This window comes from Nitrosomonas sp. GH22 (assembly GCF_009833115.1).
GTDB classification, from domain to species: domain Bacteria; phylum Pseudomonadota; class Gammaproteobacteria; order Burkholderiales; family Nitrosomonadaceae; genus Nitrosomonas; species Nitrosomonas eutropha.
Genome location: NZ_QRCA01000029.1, coordinates 59,375 through 84,329, shown reverse-complemented (window position 1 = coordinate 84,329; position 24,955 = coordinate 59,375). Strand labels below are relative to the sequence as shown.

Genomic DNA, 24,955 nt, shown 5'->3' with positions numbered 1-24,955 from the left:
TGCGAAACGCCACAACAGCGGCTTCTTCTTCCAGACTTAAAACAGTCGAGTGCGACTCTTTGGGGCCCATCGGTGCATCGTGGGTGAATTCCCGCTTCCGCCACTTCGCTACCGTTTTTGGATTAATCCCATGCCGCTTGGCCAGAACATTCAGACTCTCTTGACTATTTTGTATCGCTCGACGCACCGCCGCTGTCGTGCGGGCGCTTCCGTGTAATATCTGTCCCATAAATCATCCCTCCGTAGCTGGTTATATGTTACACCAGCACACCGTGGGACTAAACATCTAAGGAAATGCAGGGATTCTGGGCTCTGTTTGCATAATTTCGACCTGAGGTAAATGCAGTCTTATTCGATCTTCAATTTCATCGACCCGATCTTTAGGCACATCAGCCAACACCAGCAATTTTCCCGCTTCAATCTTATCCTCAAATTCTTTAATGCGCCGATTACCAAGCGTCATGCCGATCATGCCACCTGCCCACGATCCAATACTTGCGCCAGCCAGTGTGGTTGCCAACAAAATACCACCAGCAATGACCGTCGATGCAGGCGGGAGTGCGACAGCAACCAACCCGGCAAGTAATCCTGTCGCACCCCCTAGCGCAACGCCTTGCTGAACGGCAGGGATAAAATCAGTTTTCTGTAACAGGTTGGCTTCCGGTAAATCTTCAAGTGGTGTACCGCGCTTCGCAATCACATGAATATGCCTCTCTTCAATTCTTGCCAGAAGCAAATCATCAACAATTTTCTTGGTGGTAGCTATTTCCGGAACCAAAAAATATATGCGTCTCATGATGCCCTCCATTTAGAACTGCCAGGTTAAGAATGAAAGAGTGGTGATTTACTCCTTCGGCGAAAACACTTCTGATAGATACCATGACTCACGTGCGCGACCCTGTGGGATTCATGCAGAGGCTCCCTTGGCCATAACCAGATTCAAGGTTTCCAGGGGGCCAGAATCTCACTGTTTATGGACCAAACGTTATTTCTATGCCCACATCCACCAGCCCCAAAATGCCCGTACCCACTTTCCCCTGCAGTTTCCATTCTTTGGGTGTAAGCAGGTTAGAAATAATCTGCCATATTTTTGACAGGAAACGCTTCAGCAAAGGGGTTAAAATTGTTTTTATTTTGTTCAGCGCGGCACGTACAGGGTTTGTCACCTGGTTTATAAACCACTGAGCGGTTGTTTGAGTGTCGTCTTGAATCATGTTTTCAATATGTTCAAGAACACCCTTGAGCCATTCGAGCTGTGCATTCAGCTCATTCGCAAGTGTTGCAAGTGAAAAAGCAGATCCCCCGTTTAATCTTCCAGACGCTGAAGATCCAATTTCTTCGAGCAGCTGGCTGATTCTGTCAAGTAACTGTGCCACTCTGTCTCGAAATTCCTCCAGATCATCAGCCAGCGGTATTCGCAAATCCCGTAATGCTGGATTTATTGACACTAATTCCGAAAATTCCAGGAGCTCCGTACGAAGTCTTTCTACATCTCCGAGTGCCGCTTCCGTATCACGTTGCAAGTCTTCCGGGTTTGTCATTCTGACCTCCCCAATTTGGTATTTAACAGCTGAAAACCGTTTACCCCCCCATGTTCAAGCATATTGCCTGCAATCGCTACTCAACACATTGGATCTCTAATATGGAGCCAGCGTAGTGCTACCCGCTTTCACCGCAGCATGCTGCCTCAATTGCCGCAATGTCGATTTTTCTCATCTGCATCAGGGCGTTGAATGCACCGGTTGGAGCGCAATATCTGACATTGCCATGTCTCGATCATCTATCTATCACATGGAATGCAGACCAATCATATTGCCTTCGGTATCGTGCACCAGTGCGATGAAGCCGTGTTTGCCAATGGACATTTTTTCCTTGAAAACGCTGCCGCCACTTTCGGCTGCACGAGCAGCTTCTACAGCACAGTCGTCACAGGCAAAATAGATCAGCGTGCCACCATGCCCGGAAGGAGCCCCTTCCATTTTTACCAACATCCCACATGCGCCGTAAGTGGTATGGGCGGCATCCTTGTCTGCGGGAAAGCTCCACATTTCCATGTTCATTTCTGCTGTCGGGGCAGCCATTTTTTCCAGCTTGACTGCAAATACGGATTCATAGAATGCTTTGGCGCGCTCCATGTCCTGAACATAGATTTCAAACCAGACAACGGGATTGCTTTGATTGCGTTTCATGCGACTCTCCTTCTAAAGGTTGGTTGTGATAACGCCTGGCGGGAGGCGGGCTGGACGGATGAAAGGTGCTGTAATACCCCACCACCATGCGGTTTCCACTTGAATAAGACGGCAGGTTTCCAGCACATTGGATTACTCCTGAAATCTGGTTCAATCAGATCCGCAAGCTGTATCTGATATGGATTAAATCTGTTAGACGGCAATTAACCTGCCCGGTCAGCCTGCTGCTCCGTCTCGTGATGGATGTCCTCGTTCTTCTCCTTTTTTTCTTCCACCACCTGCGTCATGTAGGTCTCCACTTCCTCACGGCTAAGCTCCTCGACACGAGCGGCAAAGGCTGGATAGACCTGGACATGGGTTTGACCGACGTAAGGCCCGCTGAGCTGAAAAAACTGCCAGCCTTCGCTCTTCAGTGCCTCAACTGTACGCCGGTAATGGCGCCATCGTTCGCCATAGTGAAAAAATTCCTCCACGGCGGCACTCAATGCCACCACGAGACTGACGATGAACGTGAGCGTCTTGATTGCGGCCGCAGCACCATCACCGACGTTCAAGCTGACCAGTGCCGGAACGATCACACCTCCGATAATCGTCGTGAGGCGCAGAATGTTATGCCACAAGATGGAATTCCATGCCCTCTCATCCATCCAGATCACTTGCTCCAGCCACCGTGCCCGGAGAAACTGCTTATTCAGCTCCGGCAACTCCAATACCTCGATGAGCTTGCCCATCTCCAGCCGCATCTGTTCATGGTCTTTCGGTTTTCTCAGCATGGTCGCCCCGCAAAAAAATCGAGCGCATCTGGTGTACAGGAAAAACAAATGCGTTTTTCCCAAGTATCTTCTGAAAAACTATCTGCGTTGTTACCATTACGTTAAAAACAGTCCCGAAATACTCATTTACTATCTAATAATCCACATCCCATCCATCATCAGAAGCCAATCTTAAAGCGCATGGCAAACCAGTTTTCCTCATCCATTTCAAGCTCGCCACGCCGTACCAGGGAACCGATTCTGAGCATCGCACGTAGTGATTCCTGCATGGTGATTTCCGAGGCATAGCGGCCAAGGCACTTATGCCGCCCGTAACCGTGTTGTAAATAAATCAGGCTTTGAGGCGCCTCGCTCGCGCGTTCCTGATTGCACAAGTAAGGCGTCAGCCGTTCATCTCGCGTGACATCAAAGGCCGCTGGATTCGGCACCACTTCCGGATCCAGCATGGCTGCGGCATAGGCTACAAAAACAACCGTTCCTTTACCGAGGGAGACACCACCAAGTACATCGTTGTCTTGTACGCACACTCGCAATAAAACCTCACCTTGCGGTTCGAGACGCAAGGCTTCCAGAGCATACTTGCGAAGCCTTTCCAGACTTTCCGCATAATCCGGCTCGTCCGGCTCCACATCGGCCCAATAAAGTGCTTGTTCGAAGCTGGAATCGTTCAATACTTCGTATTTATCCTCCTTCAAACGAAGCATGGAATCCAGAATACGCGCCGTTGCTTCCTGGGGATTGACTACCGCACCGACGGTTGTACCAAATACATTCGACCGGATCATTGAATCCGAAAGACGCCGTGCCAGTTCACCTTGTGGAAGCGGTGCACCAAGCAGCCTGGCGAATTCCACTTCCAGCTTGCCAGCATTTTGCTCCAGTTCAAGCTGCATCCGCAGCAGTCTCGTCAGCATGGTGTCAGGCACTATTTCACCATGCTGTAACCGTGCCTTATGGTGCTGAAGCAGTGCGAAAATGTAGGCGCTGAGATATTCGGTCGCGATAATGCCGCGCTCACGATATTCGGTAAATTTAGGATGAGCTGGACTAATGCTATTGAAAATATTGCGAAAAGCATCCTTCACCCAGTCAAACAGATCATCTCCGGTCGGCACGATGCCTTCTTTTATCCTGGTAAAGGTAAAAAATTTCTGCAGACTTTCATCGAGGGCAAAATGATCTCCTCCCCGTAATCCTGGCAATGCTGAAGGCGCTCCTGCCTCGCAATAGTGAACGCCCAGATAATCGCCAACGATACGCAGCGGTACGAATTTGGCGATCGTTGCGACCACATCGATTTCATCAGTGCCTTCAACTTGTGCCTGATGTGTCCAGCGCTCAGCCTCCTCGCGGGCCAGGCGGATAAGCGTGTCCTTGTCGCTACGTGACACAGCCCGTCGCAATATTACGTCATCAAGTTGATAAAGATCATCGCGATCGGTACCGAGCATGAAATGTGTGTAAGCATCTGGATGCCTGGTTTTGTCATCCGTGGCACGCGCCATCTCGGCGGCATACAGATCCACCGTGAAGAGATCAGTGCGCACCAGACATCGAATGACTTCCGGATGCCGCATAACTATTACGGGACCAATCGCTGGTTTGAAGATCGGCATAGTGCTTCTTGGTTGCGCCAGGAGTTCCTGGAACATCGCATCAGGTGAAGTGGCCAACCATTGAGTGATTATCTGCGCAACCGCAGCGCCGCGTACTTGTGCGGCTGCGGTGAAGGCTGTAATTGCAGCTTCTGCTGCCTGCTTGTCCCGGCGATAAACTTCTGGATCGCTGGCGTACTTAGGATCATCTGGATTGGGAGGATTGGGAGGATTGGGAGGACTGGGCGGCGGAGGGGGTAACGGTGAACTCGCCTCGGCATTCGCAATATCGCTCAGAAAGCTTGCAGTCGGTGGTGGAGAATTGGGCGCCTCCTCTCTACCCGGCGATGGGTTGCCCTGCTTCTTTCCCGATGTCATTTGGATTAGCTTGATGAAACCGCAAACCATGCCATAAAGCTGATCCTTTATTGTCATCCCATTTTGCCTGGCCATATCGCCTCCCCTTTCTACAACGTTTTCATGTACTCAATGACTGCCCACACCTGTTCGTCTGTCCACTCGCTACCGTAGGCATGACCGACATTTGAATTACCGTGCACTGTTGTATCATGCTCGGCAAAGTGCACAGCATCGCCAGGGCTGTATTCATCAAGCGCAGGAGCCTTGTCCCATACAAAGCCAATTTTTTCTTCATCATATTTGATATTGCCGCGAATAAATTTCACCGGCCGTTCAGCAGGCCGCAAGAGATGCCACAAAGTTGGTACAGAGCCGTTGTGAAGATAAGGTGCCTGAGCCCAGATACCATGAAGCACATCCGGCTTGTAACCCGATGCCTCACCGCGCGGCGTGACGAAATACGCCTCGTCATCGGCTGCGCGACTGCCTCGTTTGGGACGACACCAATCACTGCCACCCCGTTCAACGTAAAGTTCACAAGTCTCACGGATCAATTCAAGCAATCCCAGACGAGCCGTCGGCGTGATCTGCATTGCCCGGTTCATATCAGTGCCGATGTTATAAACCTTCTTATTCTGAGAATAATGACATGCAGAAGCGCACTGCTGTTCGAAAAGAGGTTTGCCTTTGGCCGCCAGATCAAGATCCACGGAAAAGGGGTAAGGAGAAGGTGGCAAATCATTGATAAACGGATTCATTGCCTTATGGATGCGGACATTTACTTTAGATGGATCACCTCCCGAGGAAACCCCTGAGGCGAGTACCCGTGCCTCGGCTGCCTGATTCGCATCCCAGTTAGCCAGGCCATGGTCACGTGAATACCACAGACTCTTGATATCGGAAATGCCTGGAAGATGAGATATCCATTCATTTGCCGTATTAAACAGTCGCTCACCGGCCTTTTTAAGACGTTCTTCCCGTGGGAGATTTTCTAGTCCTGCAAAGAAAGGATGATCATCCGGCAAACGCGCCAGGTAGCTGTCACGTCTGGCATGCACCGCGACCAGTCCAGTAGCGGTGCCAAACGCATCCATGCGCCCGGGAGTTGGACCAAATGCACTTGGTGCTTTTTGTCCCTCTTTATCCGTGTGCATCAGATTCGAGGCCTGGGCCAGATACATAAGCTCCGTTGTCTTGGCCAGGCCAATCAGAAACTTGACTGCCTCTTCGAGGTTACCCAATACACGCGTAACCTGAACCTTGGCGTACTCAGCACTGGCTAACCGCTCCTCAGGCGTTTTACCACCGTAAAACCAGGCCGGGTCAGTCTCAATCCTGTTTTTAAGGAATGCAGCAATTCTGCTAACCTGATCAAAATCAACCTGAATTTTGCCTGGGTCAGGGCTGTCCACTTTAATGAGTTTCTTGGCCGTATCGTAGAGCAGGCCAACGTATCCTGACGACTCGATTTCGGTATTAGGTGCACCGATTAAATGGCGGATACGATCTTTAACGTAGACCCGGCCGGTATGGCATGCGCCACAAGAGAAAAAGACGTTATCTGTGCGTTTATCCTCTGGAACTACCGGATCCTGTGCCGTGAAAAGCCCATAAGGCAAAGGATGGCGTTGTTCTGGCGGAAGCAGCTTACCCGATTCGGGATCATAGTCATCCGGATGGGGACCAAACCCCAGGTTACCCAGCGAGCCCTGTCCTTTCCAGATATCAGGATAAACTTCAATTACGGCGCGCAGCAGCACATAAGGCATACCGTTGAAAGCAAGTGGACGGGTATTAAACCATTCGCGGCCCAACCGATTGCTGTACCAAGGTGTACGCGCTTCGCGGTCGGTCACGATTCGTTTGATGACAGCATCGTTCAAATAGACAGCCTGTTGCTGTTCTCGCTGTGCGCGCTCCTCCTCCCAGCTGAGAGTCTGCTGGTCGGGTGGGTGAACGTCTCCTTTCCGGGAATCTTTGCACGAAATGAGCGCCGCGAGGATGAACAGAGTCATTGCGCAGCGAATCATGGTGGAAGTGAAAAAGCCTGGATTCTTCATTGCAGCCCCCTTCCAGACAGTTGGCGGAAAGTTATTCTACTGCGCTTTTTCTCATGATGACAATGTCAAATAATAACAATGCATCGAATATATTGGACAAGAATTAATCTGTCCGGTTTATCGGTGCAATGTTGTAATAACAGCGCCCTGACATGATCCGAACAGCCTATAAATTTACGCCGGGTGGAAGGGATAACGGCAAGCAATCCGGGGACATACGGGGTACGCGAACGCGAATCGCCACCACCACGAACAAAATGCCAATGCAAGAGATTAAATGTTTCAGTGTGTGACCGCTGATGCCGATAGCATCATAGACAGGCATGTCGCCGAGTTCAAATACCTTCGCCAGTACGTAAGCTGCAAGCGGTGCCCACATGAACGTTGATGGTTTTAAGCGGGAGGGGAACAACAGCATAATTAATGGAACCAGAACAATAGGCAAGTACTGGACCAGCACGTAGAAGCGCAGATCTCCCCGCCCATGTAACTCCGTGAAGTACCAGTAAAAAACTGACAACGATCCAAATAAAAGCAATGGAATCAACAAATTTCGGCCGTAACGCTCGCTGATATGTTCTCCAACGATGATGCAGAGAAATGCCATGAATGCCGCAGCCATGGGTAGCCGATCCCAAACCAGTGTGGCGTTATCGGGTTCCAGATGATAGTAAGCTGAGCCCAGCCCTATGAATATCGTGGCGATAAAAAATACCGCATAACCCGACCGCAAAGCCCGCAGCGCTCCTTGTGACTTGCTGGATCTCAGCATCGCCAGACCCACAGCCCCAACCAGAACAAACGCAACGCTGGAGGCAACGTCATAGAAGTTCGGGATACCCAGAAAGTACCTGGTATCCGCGAAATTGTTGTAGTGCGGATCTTGCGGAATTGCTTCTTGCGTAAAGACGCCCATCGCGCTAGCGATCGCAATGACGATGATGAATATCAGTCGCTTTTTGTGTGCAAGATGCTGAGGTATATCCACGGCAGGCATCGTCTTACACTGAGCGGAGCGGCGCAATGGGACAATTAAGCGCGAGTATTCGGGTGCAGTACGACGTAATGCACGGACGATTCTGAAACAAATCAACTCTTTGGCGTTTCGTATACATCTGTTTTACCCGTTCGCCGCAACATCTTATTAACCTGATCCACATGCATCTCCTCTTCGACGATGAGACCGCGCGCATAATCCTCCAGCAGCACTGATTTACTCTGGGCCAGCTCCAGCAACGCATAGTAGGCAGTAAGTGACTGGGTTTCATGCGCCAGTGATTCTCGCAGAATATCGCCGATATCATGCACGTGCGTTTCCAGCAGAGGGCCGATCGCAAGTGAGGGATACCCCCCCAACAGTGTGACAAGTTCGCCGGCTTTATGTGCATGGAGCAAGCCTTCTTCGGCTTGTTCCTTGAGCCATTCCACCACTGGAATACGGTTATAACCAAATACCATCAACGAATAATGCGTATATCGCACCACTCCAGCAAGCTCAAGCTCCATGATCTTGTTCAGCAGCGCGATTGCCTTGTCTTTATCGAAATCCATGTGTGTCTCCTTTATGGTTATGAACGTTCAAGGAACATGTGCACCAGTTTGCCGCATCAGAGTACCCCGCCATGGCTTTCATAAAATTACAAGGCATCGACCAGGCACAGCATTGCATCCACATCAGCATATAGGAAAAACAAATACTTTTTTAAAATTTATTACGCATAAACCATTGCACCTGTCATGAGTCCCTTGCTCTACAGTGCCGCTTCGTCGAGCGAGAGCAGGGCGGCATTACCACCCGTGGCCGCCGTGTTGGTACAAACCGTACGTTCGACAGCGAAGCGATGGAGGTAATGCGATCCGCCCGCCTTCGGTCCGGTACCCGAGAGTCCCTCGCCGCCGAACGGTTGTACGCCGACGACCGCGCCAATCTGGTTACGGTTGACGTAGAGGTTGCCGACCCTGACGCGCGCGCGAATGAAATCGACGGTCTCCTGGATGCGTGTGTGCACGCCGAGCGTGAGGCCGTAACCGGTCGTGTTGATTGCCTCGCATACTTTATCCAGCCGGGTTGCTTTGAAGCGTATAACATGCAGGATCGGACCGAACACCTCGCGCTCGATCCGGCTGATCGCATCGATCTCATAGGCCCTCGGTGCAAAGAAGAAGCCATCCCTGGTTTCGTCCGAGAGCGGTGCTTCAGCGATGAAGCCGGCCTCGCGGCTCATGCGTTTTGCGTGCGCTTCGAGCTTGGCGAGCGAATTGCTGTCGATCACCGGCCCGATGTCGGTATCGAGCTTCATCGGATCGCCGATCCTGAGTTCGGCCATCGCACCCCTGATCAGGCTGATGACGCGCTCGGCGATGTCCTCCTGCAAGAACAGCACCCGCAGCGCCGAGCAACGTTGGCCCGCACTGTCGAATGCCGAGGTCAGCACGTCCCTGACGAGTTGCTCGGGCAGCGCCGTCGAATCGGCGATCAGTGCATTCAACCCGCCGGTCTCGGCGATGAACGGCACGATCGGTCCCGCGCGCTCGGCAAGCATGCGGTTGATCACATGCCCGGTGTCGGTACCACCGGTGAAAACAACGCCCGTGGTCGCCGGATGTCTCACCATCGCCGTGCCGATAACGCGCCCGCTGCCCGGCAGAAAATGGAGCACCTCACCCGGCACGCCTGCTTCGTGCATCAGTTGTATCGCGGTATAGGCGGCGAGTGAGGTGCGCTCGGCGGGTTTCGCCAACACGCTGTTACCCGCCGCGAGTGCACCCGCGACCTGGCCTGTGAAGATCGCAACCGGAAAGTTCCACGGGCTGATCGCTACGAACACACCGCGTCCATGTAAACTGAGCTCGTTGCGCTCGCCGGTCGGACCCGGCATCACCTTTGGTTCGGCGAAGTCGGCGCGCGCGAGCCCCGCATAGTAACGCAGAAAGTCGATTGCCTCGCGCACGTCGGCGAGCGCGTTTGACACTGTCTTGCCGGCTTCGCGTACGCAAAGTGCAATCAGCACCGCCATGTCGCGCTCGAACAGATCGGCCGCGCGTTCAAGAATCTCTGCGCGCCTGACACCGCCGAGGCGATCCCATGCGCCTTGCGCAGCAGCTGCCGTGGATGCCGCCCGCGTGACCATATCAGGCGTGGCGTTCAACACTGTGCCGACCTGGCGCGAATGGAGCGCAGGATCAAACACGGCCGCACCCTCACCGGGATACGGCTCTCCACCGATCAAGGGTCGCGCTTCGAAGCCGTGTTCAATCGCAACCGCGACCGCATTCAATAGTAGCCTGGCCTGCGCCGGATCGCTGATGAGAAGGCCGCGCGAATTCTTGCGATCGGTGAACAGATTTTTCGGCAACGGAATGTGCGGATGCGGTTTTGCGCTCATGGCTTCGATCTGATCTACAGGATCCGCGATGATCGAGGCGATCGGCATTTTATTATCTGCGAACCGGTTGACGAATGATGTACTGGCGCCGTTCTCGAGCAGGCGGCGCACGAGATAGGCGAGGAGATCCTTGTGTGGACCGACCGGGGCATAGATACGGCATTGCACACCAGAATGATCAGCACCGACGGCCTGATCGTAGAGTTCCTCGCCCATGCCGTGCAGGCGTTGGAATTCGTAGTCGGAACGATTGCCGGCAAGCACTTTGACTGCGGCCAGCGTATGCGCATTGTGCGTCGCGAACATCGGAAAGAACGCGCTCCGGTCGGCGAGCAGCATTCGCGCACAGGCAAGATAGGAAACATCGGTCGAAGCCTTGCGTGTAAACACGGGAAACCCATCGATGCCGAGTTCCTGCGCGCGCTTGATCTCGCTGTCCCAATAGGCACCCTTGACGAGCCGAACCGGAATGCGCCGCTTGTGCTCGCGCGCGATGGCAGCGAGCCAATCGATCACCGCCGGCGCACGCTTCTGATAGGTCTGCACCGCAAGGCCCAGACCTTCCCAGCCGGCAAGTTCTCGCGTGCTGCTCAAAGCCTCGAAGATATCGAGCTGGAGATCAAGACGGTCCGCTTCTTCCGCATCGATCGTAAAGCCGATCCTGGCTTTGCATGCCGCCTGGCAGAGTGGCATCAGCTGCGGCAGGATCTCGGCCAGCACCCGTTCGGCCTTCACATATTCAAGCCGTGGATGCAGCGCTGACAGCTTCACCGAGATCGAATTCCTCGCAAAAATGTCGCCGTGCTGCGCCTCCTTGCGTGCCTCGTGCGATGTAATCGCCGCGATCGCGCCGGCATAAACGCGTGCATAGCGCTCGGCGTCTTCACGTGTGACGGCCGCCTCACCCAACATGTCGAACGAGAAGCGGTAGCCACGCCGTGCCGCCTCCGTTCCGCGCCTCAGCGCCTCCTCAATCGTGCATCCGAGCACGAACTGCCTGCCCATGATGCGCATGGCGGCGCTCGTTGCTTGGCGGATAACAGGCTTGCCCAAGCGCTGCACCATGCGGCTGAAAATATTCGTCCAGTCCGATCTCCCTTCGCCGAGCCTGACCACATGCCCGGTCAGCATCAACGCCCAGGCCGAGGCGTTCACGAACAGCGACGATGATTGCCCGAGATGCTTCTCCCAATGCACGCTGCCGATCTTGTCCCTGATCAGCCTGTCCTGTGTTTCGGCGTCCGGCACCCGTAACAGAGCTTCGGCGAGGCACATCAACGCGACACCTTCTTCAGTCGACAGTGCGTATTGGTGAAGAAACATGTTGAGCCCGCCGCGCCACCGCTGCATCCGCATCCGCTGCACGAGGTCACGCGCCAGCGCCTCCGTCGCCACCCGTTCCATTGCACTCAACCGTGCACGCGGGATGAGCGCATTCACGGCTTCGGTTTCGTCGCAAAGATAGAGGTGCGCCATTGCGGCACGCGCAGGATGTATCCTCATGCGCGGATAACTCTGTGGCCAACGGTAAAAGACAATGATCGGCGAATTTTTGCAGCGTGTCTGCACAAACTCCTGAACTCTTTGCAGTCGTATTTCTTCGCAACCCGGATCGAGGCGCCATTCCCGGAGTTGATGGTGCAGGCGTACACACACGAAGCGAAATTGACCGGGAAAACAGGAACTGAAAGCATTGCTGGAGAGAAGATAATTTTTTCCAGGGAAAGTAAGTTCAATTGGCGGCTCCGAGGAAATTTGCCAGGAGATTATCCAAACAAGTTGAGATATTTACCCGCTGTCGTGTTCCGTCTGTTTCCGGCTCATCTTCAGCGCTATTAAATCGATGTGTCTTGAGTACGTCAGCAATACGCCCGTTGAAACGTTCGACCATCCCATTGGTTTGCGCAGTGCGTGGCCGGGTCAGGCGATGTTCGATACCGAGTTCCTGGCACAGCTGGTCAAAACTGAAAAGACCCTGCCATAACCAGCTTTCATAAGCATGTCCAGTAACAGGCGAGGCTTGAGGTGAGGCGTATGAATCAAAGGGCCGGGTACTCTCGATAGGATCGATAGGACGGTCATACCAGATCAAGAGTCCAAATATAATGAATAAAGCCAACCCCGCGAAGGCAAGGTCCGGCTCTTTTATCTCATTTATCGGAGGCATCGTTTTACTAACACTAACCGCGTACAGGAAAAATAAACGCCCTTTTTTCTAAAATTTATTATACATAAATCGGATGGCGAGGCAGAAATACTGCTGAATAATCGCAAAAATATCTGATTTTGATTAAAGGCAGAATAGAAATCCTGGCAAGGAGAAGCAACTTGCCTTTCGGGTAAAGGGTGTCCGGTCAGTACGTTCAATTCATTCTGGTACAGCGCTGAAGATGAGCCGGAAACAGACGGGATGCGACATATAAGCGCAATAACTATACCGGCAGGCACAAATATCCAGAAATAACCCAGTAGAATACGTTTATTGTATTGTTGTTTTTGGATGGGTAATTTCGCAAAAGTATTCAGCAAATGGCCGATATCGTACTTGTCATTCATTTTCTGTTCGTACTGTTTGTCATCGGCAGTCTCCCGCTGATTTTGGCAGGCAGCGGGATGGGGCTGGGCTTTGTGCGAAATCGAAGGTTCCGGTTCGTGCATCTTGCTGCCATCCGGTTCGTGCATCTTGCCGCCATCCTGTACGTTACCGCCGAGCCCCTTCTCGGCCTGATATGTCCACTGACATATGGCTGGAGGATGCGCTGCGCAGCACGCCGACCGAGACAGGCTTTATCGAGCGCTGGCTGCATCGCATCCTGTTCTATGATCTTCCGGGATGGGTGTTTCTGGTAGCGTATGTGTTGTTTGCGTTTCTGGTGATCATTACTTTCCGACTCATTCCACCGCAGCCGCGCCGCTCATCGCGCTGAGTTCTGGTCGCAATTGACCGGATTTTCTGCACGGCGTAAGACGCATGCATAGAAAGACGTTTATGCACAAAGAAGGTGAAGTAATTTCATTTCTATTTCAGAAGATTAATAATAGGGCACCTCTAAAAATACCTAAGAACCTGTTCAAGATCTCGATCAAGGGAGGCAGTGCAAGACAAAATTGAACGAGAAAGCGGAGCATACTTGAGGTATGTGAGCATTTTGAGTTCAATTTCAACGCCGTAATGCGCCCTTCAGCGAGATATTGAACAGGTTCTAAAACCGGTACCTGGTGAAAATTAACAGGAGAGAATATGTCCACCACACGCTTTCCCGTCTCAATCGCAACACCCGCAAGAACAATCGACGACGTTACTCACCGATTAACCGCCATTATTGAATGGTCAAAGCAGAATAATTCCCGCACAGGTTATTTTGCAGCGCTCTATCGCAAGGTCATCATCCAGGCTAAAAAAGGAATCGAGGAAGGCTTGTTCGATGACGGGCCACGCATAGAACGTCTGGATGTGATTTTTGCCAATCGTTATCTTCAAGCCTGTTATCAGTACCAGACGGGACAGACGCCAACCCGATCCTGGGTACGCGCCTTTGATGAAACCAGGCATTGGTGGCCCATCGTCCTGCAGCATTTATTACTGGGCATGAATGCCCATATCAACCTTGATCTGGGTATTGCCGTTGCAGAAACGGTGCCACCCGCAGCATTACCCGGCCTGAAAAGCGATTTTGACAAGATCAATCAAATCCTGGCCAGCCTGGTGGGCGACGTGCAAAACGAACTGGCCGAGATATGGCCAACGCTGCGATTGTTGAACCGTTATCTGGGCAGTGTGGACACATCCCTGATCAATTTCAGTATGGTAAAAGCGCGTGATGCTGCCTGGTCATTTGCTGAGACCCTGTCGCCCTTAACCCTGGAACAGCGTCAACAGGAAATTGCGGACAAGGATAAAGCCATCGCTCTGTTTTCCAGCGTGATTTCTCACCCTGGTTTTACCGCTTCTTTCCTGAATAAAATAATCCGTCTGGGCGAACGGGGAACGACCCGCCAGCATATAGAGATACTGGAGTAATCTTGCAAAACCGGAACATCCATCCAATGTGGATAATATCGTTTTGCGATGTTGTGTCTAAATGTTTTTTAGACAACCCTAAAACAATCCAAATAAGTTCTGCAATATGATCCATTCACAATCAGGTATTCATGATCATTTTCACCAGATTAGGTATACCTTTCCCCTGAATGTAAGGATCACGGGCCAGATCAGTACAGTGCTGCAGCAGCAGCGCCTTGACACGATCGGGATAGCCGATAAATTCTCGCCGGGCGGAAAGAAAAGCTGCCAGCAACCCCGAGACATGCGGGGTGGCCATACTGGTACCACTCATCTCGACATACGCATTACGCATGGTGAGCTTGCTTTTCGGCCACTGATGGCGTGCCGAGAGAATATTCTCACCCGGGGCGACCAGATCCGGTTTCATGCGTCCATCGGCAGTCGGGCCGCGTGAGGAGAAATAGGAAATGCCATAGGTATGCGGATTGGTTTTGTGCACCGAGCCAACAGAAATGGCTTCCTCCAGATTGGCCGGATCACCGATGGAAAGATCCATGTTGGCCGGTATCACACCACTGGCGGAATCGAGCAGCGCGTAACCCTCATTGCCAGCCGCGAGACATACCAGTACTCCCTGACGCCACAGGCGTCGCAGTTCCTGACACAGTGGCGTATGACCACAACCGAAAACACTGGGATCGAAATTGCCGCCCAGGCTGAGATTCACACCATGGATGACCAGTTTGCCGGCACGTTCATTCAGTTCTGCAATGGTATCGAGCGCCTTGATGATGAAAGCATCTTCTCCATTGCCGTTGTCCTTGAGCACCTTGAAACCATAAAGCCTGGCCTCGGGTGCCATTCCCTGCAGCAGGATTTCAGATTTATCCTTTTCATCGTGCGGTAAGGTCAGCGTGCCTGCAATGATGGCGGCAACGTGGGTACCGTGGCCATGACCATCCAGTGTGCCAAAACCGCTGTCGCCAGGTTTCAGTTCCCTGGGGCTGCCACTGCTGGTGCAATCCCACTGTGCGACCACATTGTTGTGTTTTTTGAAATGCGGGTGATCAGCAGCGATTCCGGTATCGAGCACGGCCCAGGCGATATTCTGGCCACAGGCGCCATAACCCAGATTAGCCGGACGTACTTGGATCGTGTGTGCCGATTGATGCAGCAGCGTACGCTTGAGCGCATTGCGCCAGACGCGATCGATTTTCAATGTACTGCAGTGCGAACGTAATTCCTCGATTTCACTCCGGGTCAGATCCGCCGAGATGAAACGGCGCATAAGCTGGATGCGCCCTTCTTCGGGTTCAGCGTTGTTGAAAATCAGGACATTCTTTATCAGGTTACTGAGGCGATCACGCACCTCATCCAGCGAGGTGGCATCATCGTCATCTGAAACCAGTTGAATCAGTGTCGGGTGTCTCTGCTCACGGTGGCCATCCTCGATGTTGTCGACCAGATCCTTTATCAGAATATTGCGACCCACCGGGTTGCTGAAAGTGGGCTCGGCCATCTCAGGCATAACCTGGCCTACGATATCGAGAATGAGGATTGGATGCCCATTCGAGATTCATCATCAAACCGGAATGATGCTTAACCTTCGCACCACAATGATCCGCTACTTACGGATTCTGGTGAATATGATGATGAGGATGGCCTGGAATGGCATGGCGTGCATGATCACTTAGCTGAGCATCAAACCATTTATGGATAGCTTCAATCAGCTTTGTTTCATTAGCCGAATAGTCAATTTCAGCTCCATTGGACAGTTCTTTATACACAATTTTGATCTGGCCTGGTTCTGCCATCCGCAATTCTGCCAAACCAGGCATATCTGCACCATGAATTTTGGCCGGATCAGAAAAATCGCCTTGAATAAATTCTTGTGAAATTTTTGACAAATGTTCACGTATCAACTCAACTTGTTCAATATTGGAACTATCTTTCGCAAGAACCTGCTGCAAACCACCTGCTGCTGTTTTCGAGAAAATATGTATTGTCTGCTCTAAACTGAAAGGCATCACATGAGCCCCGCGCTCTGCAACTTCATCCAGTCGTTCCTCTGTTACTTTTTCTCCTGCCCGGACAGATAAAGTCATAAACAGCATGCTTAACAGAGCTAAGATTATTAGTCGTCTTTTCATTTTGTTACCTCTCTTGTTTATAACCAAAAAAGTAAAGTTAGAATTTATAAAATAATCCGAAAACCAGTAAACTCTACAGGCTGATTTGTTTTTATCAGGTATTCATGATCATTCTTACCAGATTGGGCATTCCCTTACCCTGAATGTAGGGATCACGCACCAGATCGGTACAGTGCTGCAATAACAGTGTTTTGACGCGATCCGGATAACCAATGAATTCCCGCCTGGTGGAAAGGAAGGCCGCAAGCAGCCCCGAAACATGCGGAGCAGCCATACTGGTACCACTCATCTCGACATACGCGTTACGCACGGTGAGCTTGCTTTTCGGCCACTGATGGCGTGCCGAGAGAATATTCTCCCCTGGCGCAACCAGATCGGGCTTCATGCGTCCATCGGCAGTCGGGCCACGTGAAGAGAAATAGGAAATGCCATAAGTATGCGGATTGGTTTTGTGCACCGAACCGACAGCAATGGCATCCTCCAGATTGGCCGGATCACCGATGGAAAGATCCATATTAGCCGGTATTACACCGCTGGTGGAATCGAGCAGCGCGTAGCCTTCATTACCGGCTGCAAGGCATACCAGCACTCCCTGGCGCCACAGGCGCCGCAGCTCCTGGCACAGCGGCGTATGGCCACAACCGAAAACACTGGGATCGAAATTGCCGCCCAGACTGAGATTCACACCGTGGATAACCAGTTTACCGGCGCGCTCATTCAACTCCGCAATGGTATCGAGCGCCTTGATGATGAAAGCATCTTCCCCGTTGCCGTTGTCCCTGAGTACCTTGAAACCGTAAAGCCTGGTCTCGGGTGCCATCCCCTGGAGCAGGATTTCAGATTTATCCTTTTCATTATTCGGCAAAGTCAGTGTACCGGCAATGATAGCGGCAACATGGGTGCCGTGACCATTGGCATCCAGCGTGCCAAAACCGTTATCGCCGGGTCTCAATTCCCGGGGAGAGCTTTTACTGCCGCAACCAGTACAATCCCATTGTGCGACCACATTGTCGTGTGCCTTGAAATGCGGGTGACTGGCAGCGATTCCGGTATCAAGCACAGCCCAGGCGATATTCCGACCACAGGCACCATAGCCCAGGTTGGCCGGCCGCACCTGGATCGTGTGTGCCGATTGATGCAACAGGATACGCTTGACCGCATTGCGCCAGACACGATCAATTTTCAATGTACTGCAGTGCGAACGTAATTCCTCGATTTCACTCCGGGTCAGATCCGCCGAGATGAAACGGCGCATAAGCTGGATGCGCCCTTCTTCGGGTTCAGCGTTGTTGAAAATCAGGACATTTTTTATCAGATTACTGAGGCGATCACGCACTTCGTCCAGTGAGGTGGCGTCATCGTCATCCGAAACCAGTTGAATCAGTGTCGGGTGCCTCTGCCCACGGTGACCATCCTCGATATTGTCGACCAGATCCTTCATCAGGATATTACGACCCACCGGGTTGCTGAAAGTGGGGCCGGCTGTCTCACGCACGGCCTGGCGCACGATATCAAGCGACAGATAGCCTGTACCCGAATGCGGATTGGATTCCCAATCCGGGTTAATCATCAGTCCGGCGTGATTTTCAACTTTCACGTCACGACTGTTGGGCTGATAATCGTTTTCCAGATGTGAATCGAGTGCGACCGGATCAAGACGCTCGGCAACATTCAGCCAGTGATCAACACATTCCGGTACCGCAAGCGGCTTGCCGGGGTCGATTTTGCCCAGCACATCCTGCACTTCCTGAATGCCCAGCGGCGAGCCAATAGTGATGAACAGGCGCACATCACAGTCAGCCTTCTTCAACTGGCGCAATACATGGTAGGCGATCATTGAACCCTGGCTGTGGCCGATCACAATAAAGGGGCCGCCGCCCACGTCCAGACGATCGCGCAACGATTGTTCCATCAGGCCGCGCTTGTGTTCATCAAAAAAGAAATCCTGCACATCCTTGAGAAATAATTTGGTAATACGCCGGGCGATCCACAACCGTACACTTTCCGGTAACGGCAGCACCTTCACATCAACTCCGCCGGGTTGTTTTTCCCCTTTGCGCAATCGCTCTTCCAAGGCTGTCATGATCTTGCGCTCGGCCGCACTCAGTTTGATTTCCGGCTCCAGCTCGTTTTCCTGCAGCGCCTGCACCCCCATTCCACCTGCATCCTCCGGCAGCGTATCCTTGTCGGCACAACTGGCGTCCTTGGGTTTGGGGTAACGATTACGATCCACCCAATACGCCATGCGAGTGCGATCTCCCATTGGTGCGCCAAACAAGGCCGTATCCCATTGGCACTTCAGGACTGATGCTATCGGTTTGTTGTCAATACCATGGATATAGACCACCGTACCGATTTCCGGTGAGCTACCTTCCTTGTTCAATATTGACGGAAACTCTACGGTTAAGTTGGCCCCAGAGCGAAAAAGTACCATGAAGGGGCTGGATGATTTACTACCGCCTGTTTTACTATTGGAACGGGAACCTCGTTTTTCTGTGGCCATGGTCTTTTCTCTCTATCTGAATTGCCCTGATTGCTACCAGAGCCATCTGGTCGAAATAATGCCAATCAAATAATACGCCCTGTCCGTGACAGACAGGAATCTATTTTGTGACTGTAATTTCTTGAATAAGCTGCAGCACTAAAAAATACGCAGAATTCACCAGCAACATCAAGGCTGAGCACTCACATATTCATCAGAAATAACCAGATATATCTGTTGACATCTTTCACATAATAAAAACACAATGTGAACTTTATTCACACGTAACAAGGTTAATAAATGGAACTTGTCGGTACAAGCGAGATTGCTGCACTCGCTTCAACCAGTCGATCTGCCGTCAGTAACTGGATTGCGCGAAATCCATCTTTTCCCAGGCCTGTTGCTGATCTTGCCTGTGGGCAAATTTGGGATAAGCGAGATATTAAAAAATGGTTATTACAAAATGGATATTTGAAGGAGGATGGAATGAAGGCAATTGACGATCTCGTAATTGGTGAATTGTACACACATGATTTTATCTGCAAAACTTTTGGTGGTGATGCCAAGAGTGGCACTTATCTGCCACAGAGCCAGCAAACCATTCTATGTGGCTGTTTCACAAATACGATGAATCCCGAGGCACCCGATGTTGTCCTGGTTGGCGGTGGCCCCAGAATAATGAGGAAAGCGGAAAAGCTCGCGGCTCAAGGCGGAGCTATTCCAATTTTTATGAAGCAAGGTACAAATCAGTGGGAATACATGGGTAAATATGAATTCATTAAACTCTCAAAGAACCCGGCTGATTTTGAATCCAAAGCGATAGCAGCAGATCGTAATGACGTAGCGGCAGCCCTTTTTTTTCATCCCATCTGATTTTCAGGAGAAAACTGATATGTTTCCACGTGAAATTATTATAAAAAACAAAGGAGTAGAAGAAAAAATAAACTTCTCTGATTACAGAATTCCCTTATCAGACAGGCTTTTCGGAGCTTTGGCGTGTGCTGCTGATGCTGGTTGGTGGATACTTGTTGCCTGTCTTAAGCTGGCCGTTATTGGATTAATATTAAATGTGTCATTCCTAATGGCTATTCTTCAGTCAGCCAGAAAAGCAAACAGGAGAAGTCGGTGATTCAGTGCTCCTGTCCAACATGTGGATCAAGAAATACAAAATCATTGAAAATTATCTACGAATCAGGGCAAAGAACGGGACGCTCAAGACGCAGATCTGTATACGGATCATTTTCCGGATCTCTATGGGCCGGACTTTCCACAACTGAAAGCCATTCATCGAGTCTGATTGCTGCTCATGCCGCACCTTCTGCTCCAGTTGTACCATTTTCCTGGTCATCCATCGGTGTTCCACTCTTCATCGGAGTGATATTTTTCGATTGGCCAGGCTGGATAATACCGGTTGTTATGTTCAGCTTCGCTATTCTATATGGCATCAGCGATATTTATGCGCAACAGCTCAATGCAATGAATGATTGGCACAAAAAGTTCCAATGCTTACGTTGTGGTACGGTGTTTAGACCTGTGGAAAGCGGTATAAATTAAATAATCCCCGACAAAGCTGGGGACTACTTAATTATTTGATTGGTCTGTTTACTGAACAACTGATGCGCGTGGTTTCGGCTTCGATCCATGCTTCCACCCGGGCCATCAGTTCGCCAGCTTCGATTCCGTTTGGATCGATCGGCTTGCCAATGCTCAGAATAATGGTGCCGGGATATTTGATGAAGGAATTTCTGCCCCAGAATTGTCCAGCGTTATGCGCTACCGGCACAGCCAGTGCACCCGTATGCACCGCCAGCCAGGCACCGCCGATACGGTATTTACCTTTTTTACCCGGCGGGATGCGCGTCCCTTCAGGAAAGACGACGATCCAGAAATTCTGTTGTAACCGCTCCCTCCCCTGCTCCACGATCTGCTCCAACGCCGCCTTACCGGCACTGCGGTCGATTGCAATCGGGCTGGTCATGGCCAGCCCCCAGCCAAAGAATGGAATACGCAATAGTTCTTTTTTGAGCACCCATACCTGTGGCGGAAAAATCTGCTGCAAGGCCAGTGTTTCCCAGGCGGATTGATGTTTGGAAAGAATAATTGACGGCTGCACCGGAATGTTTTCCCGTCCCAGCACTTCATAACGTAGGCCACAAATGGTGCGCAGCATGAACAACATCAGTCTGGTCCAGCCATAGGTGACCTGATAGCGGCGATGCGGAGGTAGCGGAAAACATGCCAAGGCAAATAGCGCATATGGTGGCGTGATGATCGCCTGCAGCAGCATATAAATCAGGGAACGTAAACCAGCCATTACAGTGCCTGTATTTCGAGACTGTCCACCACTGCCGAAAGATCCGGGTAAATTTGCGTTCCCACAGGCAGATCGTCGTTCGCCAGCGTGGCCTGGCCCTTACCGGTCAGTACCAGTACCGGTACAGCACCTGCTTTGGCTGCAGCCTGCAGATCGCGCAGAGAATCGCCCACGACGGGCACATGGCTGAGTTCAACGCTGTAGCGTTGCCGGATTTCCTTGAACATGCCGATGCCCGGCTTGCGACAAACACATTTATCATGCTGAGTGTGCGGGCAGAAAAACAGGGCATCCAGCCGTCCACCTTCCTGCTGCACAGCACGAAACATCTTGTCATTGATTGCATTGAAGGAAGTCATGTTGAGCAAACCACGCCCAATGCCGGATTGATTGGTGGCAGTCACCACTCGATAACCGGCGTGAGTCAGCCGCGCAATCGCTTGCAAGCTGCCAGTTATCGGTTTCCACTCATCAGGCGTCTTGATAAGCGTATCACCCCGCTGATTGATGACACCGTTCTGGTCGAGAATAATCAACTTCATTTATTTGCTATGTATTCTCAAGCCATTCAGGCAGCTAGCCGGGAAATATCTGCCACACGATTCATCGTTGCCTGTAAGGCTGCCAGCAGGGCCAGACGGTTACGCCGCAACACTTCATTTTCATCATTCACCATCACCTGGTCAAAGAAAGCATCAATCGGCGCTTTTAAGGCAGCGAGCATTTGCAGGGCAGTAACATAATCACCCTTCTGGAAGGCGTGACGGGCATCGGATTCTATTTCAGACAACGCACGATACAGAGCAATTTCAGCCGGCGCCTGCAAGCAGGCCTTATCAATGCTGACCGTGGCATCAAATTCCGATTTTTTGAGGATGTTGCTGACCCGCTTGTTGGCAGCTGCCAGACTGGCTGCTTCAGGCAAGGCAGTAAATGCCCGTACAGCAGCTAGTCTCCTGGGGATTTCACACAACAGGGAGGGCCGCAGATTCAGGACAGATTCCACCTCCTGAACTGTGTAGCCTTGATCACGCAGACTGCTGGCGAGACGATCGTAAAAGAAATCCTGCAACTGTTCTGTCAGCTGTGGTGTTACCGGACGGGCATGGCTTGATCCTGGGCTTTGTTCCCCGCTGATTTCATCCCGCAGTACACCAGCTGCGCGTGAAATCAGCACATCCAGTCCGATCGGTAGATCTTTCTCGATAAGGATGCGGATTACACCCAGTGCATGTCGCCGCAGGGCATAAGGATCCTTGTCCCCTGTCGGGAGTTGGCCAATACTGAACAGGCTGATCAGCGTTTCCAGTTTGTCAGCCAATGCCACACAGATACCCGTCATGCTGCGTGGTAATGTATCCCCGGCAAAGCGCGGTTTGTAGTGATCCTCAATAGCGAAGGCAATGGTTTCATCCACACCTTCGCGTTGAGCGTAATAACGCCCCATAATGCCTTGCAGCTCGGGAAATTCTCCAACCATATCAGTCAGTAGATCGGCCTTGGCCAGCATCGCGGCCTGATTCGCCTGTGCAGGCAAGTCGCCGTCGCCCAGCAACTGCCCGATAATTTGCGCCAAGGCACGTACATATCGGGTACGTTCGCCCTGTGAACCGAGTTGATGATGGTAGATCACCTTGTCCAGATCGGGCAGACGTGAGGCCAATGTTCGTTTGCGATCGTGATCAAAGAAAAATTTTGCATCCGCCAGTCTGGAACGGATAACGCGCTCGTTACCCGCAATGATCTGCCCTGGATCAGCCGGCGTGATATTGGAAACAATCAAAAACCGATTGGTCAGTTTTCCATCAGCATCCAGCAGGGGGAAATATTTCTGGTTAATTTTCATGGTGGAGATCAGACATTCCTGCGGCACTTCCAGAAAATCTGCTGAAAATGTTCCCAGCAGAACATTGGGGTGCTCTACCAGCGCCGTCACCTCATCCAGCAAAGCTGCATCCTCGATACACTGCAATTGTGCTGCACGCGCGGCAGTCTCCAACCCTTCCCTGATGCGGCTGCGACGACGATCAAATCCCGGAATAACGGTTCCTTCTGTTTCCAGGATGTGTTCATAGTGATCCGCATGATTAATCACCAGTTCCGCTTGCTTTGCTTCAAAACGATGCCCCCGGGTGGTGTTCCCGGCAGAGAACCCTAAAGCGCTGATCGGCACAATCTGCTGTCCATGCAGGGCAATCAGGCCATGTGCCGGACGGATAAAGTGTACATTCTCCCAGCCATCATCCAGCTGATAGGTCATCATTTTGGCAACCGGCAACTGGCGAATGGCCTCATTCACGGCTTTTTGCAACCCTGCCGCCAGCAGGATTCCGGTAACGCTCTGCTCCAGGAACAACATCTCTGCCTTGCCTTCCTGTACCCGTTTGAACACGGAGACAGCAACATTTTCCACTCCCAATGCAGCCAGTTTTTTATGCAGCGCCGGGGTGGGCTGCCCTTGCGCATCCAGCCCGACTGCCACCGGCATCAATTTGAGGGTGACGATCTGATCTGGTGCCTGGGCAGAAATAGCAGTCAGATGCACCGCCAGTCGACGGGGTGAGGCAAAAACAGTCGGCACCGTGTCCGGCGTGGTCAAATACTGTTGTTTTAGACTATCAGCAATTAATATGGCAAATGCATTGCCCAGTTTTGCGAGTGATTTGGGAGGCAGCTCCTCGGTCAGCAACTCAATTAGCAGACTTTCAGTCGTCATGCTGACTCCACCTGATCCAGGGTCTGAGCAACCCATTCACGTGGTGCCAATGGAAATGGCGGCTGCAGACGCAAGCGACTGTCGTAGTAGGCTTGTGCCACCCGACGCGACAGATTGCGAATACGGCCAATATAGGCCGCGCGTTCGGTCACTGAAATCGCCCCACGCGCATCCAGCAGATTGAAAGTATGCGCAGCCTTCAGCACCTGTTCATAAGCAGGCAACGCCAGTTGTGCATCAATCAATCGGTTGGTCTGTGTTTCCAGTTTGCCGAAGGAAAGCAGCAAAAATTCGATATCGCTATGCTCAAAGTTATAAGTGGATTGCTCCACCTCGTTTTGATGATAGACATCGCCGTAAGTCAACCCCTCCGTCCAGAGCAGATCAAATACGTTCTCCACACCTTGCAGATACATGGCGATGCGCTCCAAGCCGTAGGTAATTTCACCCGTGATCGGACGGCAATTGATGCCACCTACCTGTTGAAAATAGGTGAACTGGGTAACTTCCATGCCGTTCAGCCATACTTCCCAACCCAGCCCCCAGGCACCAAGCGTGGGATTTTCCCAGTCATCTTCTACCAGACGCACATCATTTTTCTGCAAATCCAGCCCCAGCATCTGCAGTGAGCGGAAATACAACTCCAGAATATCCCGTGGCGCGGGTTTCAGAACAACCTGAAACTGGTAGTAATGCTGTAGACGGTTGGGGTTGTCACCATAGCGACCATCCTTGGGACGGCGGGAAGGCTGCACGTAAGCAGCACGCCACGGCTCCGGCCCCAAGGCTCGCAGAAAAGTTGCAGTATGGCTGGTACCGGCACCAACTTCCATATCATAGGGTTGCAGCAAAGCGCATCCCTGCTGTCCCCAGTAGTGTTGAAGGGTAAGAATGATTTCCTGGAAAGTGGGGGTAGGCATGTCA

The 24,955-nt window shown here is 51.7% G+C and carries 23 protein-coding genes and 2 pseudogenes; 5 read left to right on the top strand and 20 right to left on the bottom strand.

The features are described 5' to 3' along the window. The 10 genes and pseudogenes from ABF86_RS09220 to putA all read right to left on the bottom strand — a co-directional run. Nucleotides 1–229, bottom strand: a pseudogene (locus ABF86_RS09220) (IS481 family transposase); the annotation flags it as partial. 57 nt (nucleotides 230–286) lie between these two features. Continuing rightward, nucleotides 287–796 carry a hypothetical protein gene (locus tag ABF86_RS09215; protein ID WP_011634882.1) on the bottom strand — a complete coding sequence of 170 codons (510 nt, stop codon included), beginning with the start codon at nucleotides 794–796 and terminating at the stop codon, nucleotides 287–289. 175 nt (nucleotides 797–971) lie between these two features. Further along, nucleotides 972–1,541 carry a hypothetical protein gene (locus ABF86_RS09210; protein WP_160803566.1) on the bottom strand — a complete coding sequence of 190 codons (570 nt, stop codon included), beginning with the start codon at nucleotides 1,539–1,541 and terminating at the stop codon, nucleotides 972–974. Between the two features lie 246 nt (nucleotides 1,542–1,787). Next, nucleotides 1,788–2,189: a VOC family protein gene (locus ABF86_RS09205; protein ID WP_074685059.1), complete on the bottom strand. Its 402-nt coding sequence runs from the start codon at nucleotides 2,187–2,189 to the stop codon at nucleotides 1,788–1,790. A 203-nt stretch (nucleotides 2,190–2,392) separates the two neighbouring features. Then, a complete protein-coding gene (locus ABF86_RS09200; RefSeq protein ID WP_074685058.1) occupies nucleotides 2,393–2,962 on the bottom strand; it encodes a DUF4231 domain-containing protein in 570 nt (189 codons plus the stop codon). A gap of 158 nt (nucleotides 2,963–3,120) precedes the next feature. Further along, nucleotides 3,121–5,010 (bottom strand): cytochrome P450, encoded by a 1,890-nt coding sequence (locus ABF86_RS09195; RefSeq protein WP_143032851.1) that lies wholly within the window; start codon nucleotides 5,008–5,010, stop codon nucleotides 3,121–3,123. 14 nt (nucleotides 5,011–5,024) lie between these two features. Further along, a complete protein-coding gene (locus ABF86_RS09190) occupies nucleotides 5,025–6,977 on the bottom strand; it encodes a hypothetical protein (protein WP_074685056.1) in 1,953 nt (650 codons plus the stop codon). A 166-nt stretch (nucleotides 6,978–7,143) separates the two neighbouring features. Further along, the gene (locus tag ABF86_RS09185; RefSeq protein ID WP_160803565.1) at nucleotides 7,144–7,965 is read right to left on the bottom strand and encodes a ceramidase domain-containing protein; all 822 of its coding nucleotides are present in this window, start codon (nucleotides 7,963–7,965) and stop codon (nucleotides 7,144–7,146) included. A gap of 101 nt (nucleotides 7,966–8,066) precedes the next feature. After that, on the bottom strand, nucleotides 8,067–8,528 hold the full coding sequence (locus ABF86_RS09180; RefSeq protein ID WP_074685054.1) for a ferritin-like domain-containing protein: 462 nt from the start codon (nucleotides 8,526–8,528) through the stop codon (nucleotides 8,067–8,069). A gap of 200 nt (nucleotides 8,529–8,728) precedes the next feature. After that, nucleotides 8,729–11,866 (bottom strand): bifunctional proline dehydrogenase/L-glutamate gamma-semialdehyde dehydrogenase PutA, encoded by a 3,138-nt coding sequence (gene putA / locus ABF86_RS09175; protein ID WP_160803564.1) that lies wholly within the window; start codon nucleotides 11,864–11,866, stop codon nucleotides 8,729–8,731. Nucleotides 11,867–11,922: 56 nt separating this feature from the next. Between putA and ABF86_RS13120 the strand changes: the two genes are divergently transcribed. Beyond that, entirely contained in the window at nucleotides 11,923–12,051 is a 129-nt protein-coding gene (locus ABF86_RS13120) for a hypothetical protein (protein ID WP_275689300.1), read from the top strand. A gap of 134 nt (nucleotides 12,052–12,185) precedes the next feature. On the opposite strand, the pseudogene ABF86_RS12480 reads toward ABF86_RS13120, so the two are convergent. Both ABF86_RS12480 and ABF86_RS12875 read right to left on the bottom strand, forming a co-directional pair. Further along, nucleotides 12,186–12,326 (bottom strand): annotated as a pseudogene (locus tag ABF86_RS12480) (integrase core domain-containing protein); the annotation flags it as partial. 191 nt (nucleotides 12,327–12,517) lie between these two features. After that, nucleotides 12,518–13,045: a hypothetical protein gene (locus ABF86_RS12875; protein ID WP_240142291.1), complete on the bottom strand. Its 528-nt coding sequence runs from the start codon at nucleotides 13,043–13,045 to the stop codon at nucleotides 12,518–12,520. On the opposite strand from ABF86_RS12875, the gene ABF86_RS09165 reads away from it, so the two are divergent. Together ABF86_RS09165 and ABF86_RS09160 are read left to right on the top strand one after the other, a co-directional pair. Beyond that, entirely contained in the window at nucleotides 12,932–13,213 is a 282-nt protein-coding gene (locus ABF86_RS09165) for a DUF2784 domain-containing protein (protein ID WP_240142289.1), read from the top strand. The genes ABF86_RS12875 and ABF86_RS09165 overlap by 114 nt on opposite strands. Before the next feature lie 391 nt (nucleotides 13,214–13,604). Then, a complete protein-coding gene (locus ABF86_RS09160) occupies nucleotides 13,605–14,384 on the top strand; it encodes a DUF5995 family protein (protein WP_074685052.1) in 780 nt (259 codons plus the stop codon). 121 nt (nucleotides 14,385–14,505) lie between these two features. Here ABF86_RS09160 and ABF86_RS09155 read toward each other — a convergent pair whose 3' ends face one another. The 3 genes from ABF86_RS09155 to ABF86_RS09145 form a co-directional block, all read right to left on the bottom strand. Continuing rightward, the gene (locus ABF86_RS09155; RefSeq protein WP_240142287.1) at nucleotides 14,506–15,897 is read right to left on the bottom strand and encodes a S8 family peptidase; all 1,392 of its coding nucleotides are present in this window, start codon (nucleotides 15,895–15,897) and stop codon (nucleotides 14,506–14,508) included. A 100-nt stretch (nucleotides 15,898–15,997) separates the two neighbouring features. Further along, complete coding sequence (locus ABF86_RS09150; RefSeq protein ID WP_240142286.1) at nucleotides 15,998–16,474, bottom strand: aspartate carbamoyltransferase; 477 nt, start codon at nucleotides 16,472–16,474, stop codon at nucleotides 15,998–16,000. Nucleotides 16,475–16,613: 139 nt separating this feature from the next. Beyond that, nucleotides 16,614–19,022 carry a S8 family serine peptidase gene (locus ABF86_RS09145; protein WP_160803562.1) on the bottom strand — a complete coding sequence of 803 codons (2,409 nt, stop codon included), beginning with the start codon at nucleotides 19,020–19,022 and terminating at the stop codon, nucleotides 16,614–16,616. Nucleotides 19,023–19,301: 279 nt separating this feature from the next. On the opposite strand from ABF86_RS09145, the gene ABF86_RS09140 reads away from it, so the two are divergent. Then, on the top strand, nucleotides 19,302–19,874 hold the full coding sequence (locus ABF86_RS09140) for a hypothetical protein (RefSeq protein ID WP_041353545.1): 573 nt from the start codon (nucleotides 19,302–19,304) through the stop codon (nucleotides 19,872–19,874). Nucleotides 19,875–19,893: 19 nt separating this feature from the next. Beyond that, entirely contained in the window at nucleotides 19,894–20,130 is a 237-nt protein-coding gene (locus tag ABF86_RS09135) for a hypothetical protein (RefSeq protein ID WP_041353546.1), read from the top strand. Between the two features lie 175 nt (nucleotides 20,131–20,305). Here the strand turns inward: ABF86_RS09135 and ABF86_RS09130 are convergent, their stop codons facing one another. The 5 genes from ABF86_RS09130 to ABF86_RS09110 form a co-directional block, all read right to left on the bottom strand. Then, nucleotides 20,306–20,446 carry a hypothetical protein gene (locus tag ABF86_RS09130; RefSeq protein WP_160803561.1) on the bottom strand — a complete coding sequence of 47 codons (141 nt, stop codon included), beginning with the start codon at nucleotides 20,444–20,446 and terminating at the stop codon, nucleotides 20,306–20,308. Nucleotides 20,447–20,586: 140 nt separating this feature from the next. Next, nucleotides 20,587–21,315: a lysophospholipid acyltransferase family protein gene (locus tag ABF86_RS09125; protein ID WP_074456475.1), complete on the bottom strand. Its 729-nt coding sequence runs from the start codon at nucleotides 21,313–21,315 to the stop codon at nucleotides 20,587–20,589. After that, nucleotides 21,315–21,857, bottom strand: a complete 543-nt coding sequence (gene gmhB, locus ABF86_RS09120; protein ID WP_160803560.1) for a D-glycero-beta-D-manno-heptose 1,7-bisphosphate 7-phosphatase — start codon at nucleotides 21,855–21,857, stop codon at nucleotides 21,315–21,317. Before gmhB ends, ABF86_RS09125 begins: the two co-directional genes overlap by 1 nt. A gap of 26 nt (nucleotides 21,858–21,883) precedes the next feature. Then, nucleotides 21,884–24,031, bottom strand: coding sequence for a glycine--tRNA ligase subunit beta (gene glyS / locus ABF86_RS09115; protein ID WP_160803559.1), 2,148 nt, complete (start codon nucleotides 24,029–24,031; stop codon nucleotides 21,884–21,886). Next, nucleotides 24,028–24,951, bottom strand: a complete 924-nt coding sequence (locus ABF86_RS09110) for a glycine--tRNA ligase subunit alpha (RefSeq protein ID WP_160803558.1) — start codon at nucleotides 24,949–24,951, stop codon at nucleotides 24,028–24,030. Before ABF86_RS09110 ends, glyS begins: the two co-directional genes overlap by 4 nt. Nucleotides 24,952–24,955: the final 4 nt, after the last annotated feature.

What these genes read in the sequence shown, in the direction of transcription:
- ABF86_RS09135 (WP_041353546.1), top strand. Translation starts at nt 19,894, where the DNA reads ATGTTTCCACGTGAAATTATTATAAAAAACAAAGGAGTAGAAGAAAAA.
- ABF86_RS09195 (WP_143032851.1), bottom strand. Translation starts at nt 5,010, where the DNA reads ATGGCCAGGCAAAATGGGATGACAATAAAGGATCAGCTTTATGGCATG.
- ABF86_RS09140 (WP_041353545.1), top strand. Translation starts at nt 19,302, where the DNA reads ATGGAACTTGTCGGTACAAGCGAGATTGCTGCACTCGCTTCAACCAGT.
- ABF86_RS09130 (WP_160803561.1), bottom strand. Translation starts at nt 20,446, where the DNA reads ATGCCATATAGAATAGCGAAGCTGAACATAACAACCGGTATTATCCAG.
- ABF86_RS09150 (WP_240142286.1), bottom strand. Translation starts at nt 16,474, where the DNA reads ATGACTTTATCTGTCCGGGCAGGAGAAAAAGTAACAGAGGAACGACTG.
- ABF86_RS09180 (WP_074685054.1), bottom strand. Translation starts at nt 8,528, where the DNA reads ATGGATTTCGATAAAGACAAGGCAATCGCGCTGCTGAACAAGATCATG.
- glyS (WP_160803559.1), bottom strand. Translation starts at nt 24,031, where the DNA reads ATGACGACTGAAAGTCTGCTAATTGAGTTGCTGACCGAGGAGCTGCCT.
- ABF86_RS09125 (WP_074456475.1), bottom strand. Translation starts at nt 21,315, where the DNA reads ATGGCTGGTTTACGTTCCCTGATTTATATGCTGCTGCAGGCGATCATC.
- ABF86_RS09160 (WP_074685052.1), top strand. Translation starts at nt 13,605, where the DNA reads ATGTCCACCACACGCTTTCCCGTCTCAATCGCAACACCCGCAAGAACA.
- putA (WP_160803564.1), bottom strand. Translation starts at nt 11,866, where the DNA reads ATGAGGATACATCCTGCGCGTGCCGCAATGGCGCACCTCTATCTTTGC.
- ABF86_RS09155 (WP_240142287.1), bottom strand. Translation starts at nt 15,897, where the DNA reads ATGCCTGAGATGGCCGAGCCCACTTTCAGCAACCCGGTGGGTCGCAAT.
- ABF86_RS09215 (WP_011634882.1), bottom strand. Translation starts at nt 796, where the DNA reads ATGAGACGCATATATTTTTTGGTTCCGGAAATAGCTACCACCAAGAAA.
- ABF86_RS12875 (WP_240142291.1), bottom strand. Translation starts at nt 13,045, where the DNA reads ATGCACGAACCGGATGGCAGCAAGATGCACGAACCGGAACCTTCGATT.
- ABF86_RS09110 (WP_160803558.1), bottom strand. Translation starts at nt 24,951, where the DNA reads ATGCCTACCCCCACTTTCCAGGAAATCATTCTTACCCTTCAACACTAC.
- ABF86_RS09145 (WP_160803562.1), bottom strand. Translation starts at nt 19,022, where the DNA reads ATGGCCACAGAAAAACGAGGTTCCCGTTCCAATAGTAAAACAGGCGGT.
- ABF86_RS09205 (WP_074685059.1), bottom strand. Translation starts at nt 2,189, where the DNA reads ATGAAACGCAATCAAAGCAATCCCGTTGTCTGGTTTGAAATCTATGTT.
- ABF86_RS09210 (WP_160803566.1), bottom strand. Translation starts at nt 1,541, where the DNA reads ATGACAAACCCGGAAGACTTGCAACGTGATACGGAAGCGGCACTCGGA.
- ABF86_RS09200 (WP_074685058.1), bottom strand. Translation starts at nt 2,962, where the DNA reads ATGCTGAGAAAACCGAAAGACCATGAACAGATGCGGCTGGAGATGGGC.
- gmhB (WP_160803560.1), bottom strand. Translation starts at nt 21,857, where the DNA reads ATGAAGTTGATTATTCTCGACCAGAACGGTGTCATCAATCAGCGGGGT.
- ABF86_RS09190 (WP_074685056.1), bottom strand. Translation starts at nt 6,977, where the DNA reads ATGAAGAATCCAGGCTTTTTCACTTCCACCATGATTCGCTGCGCAATG.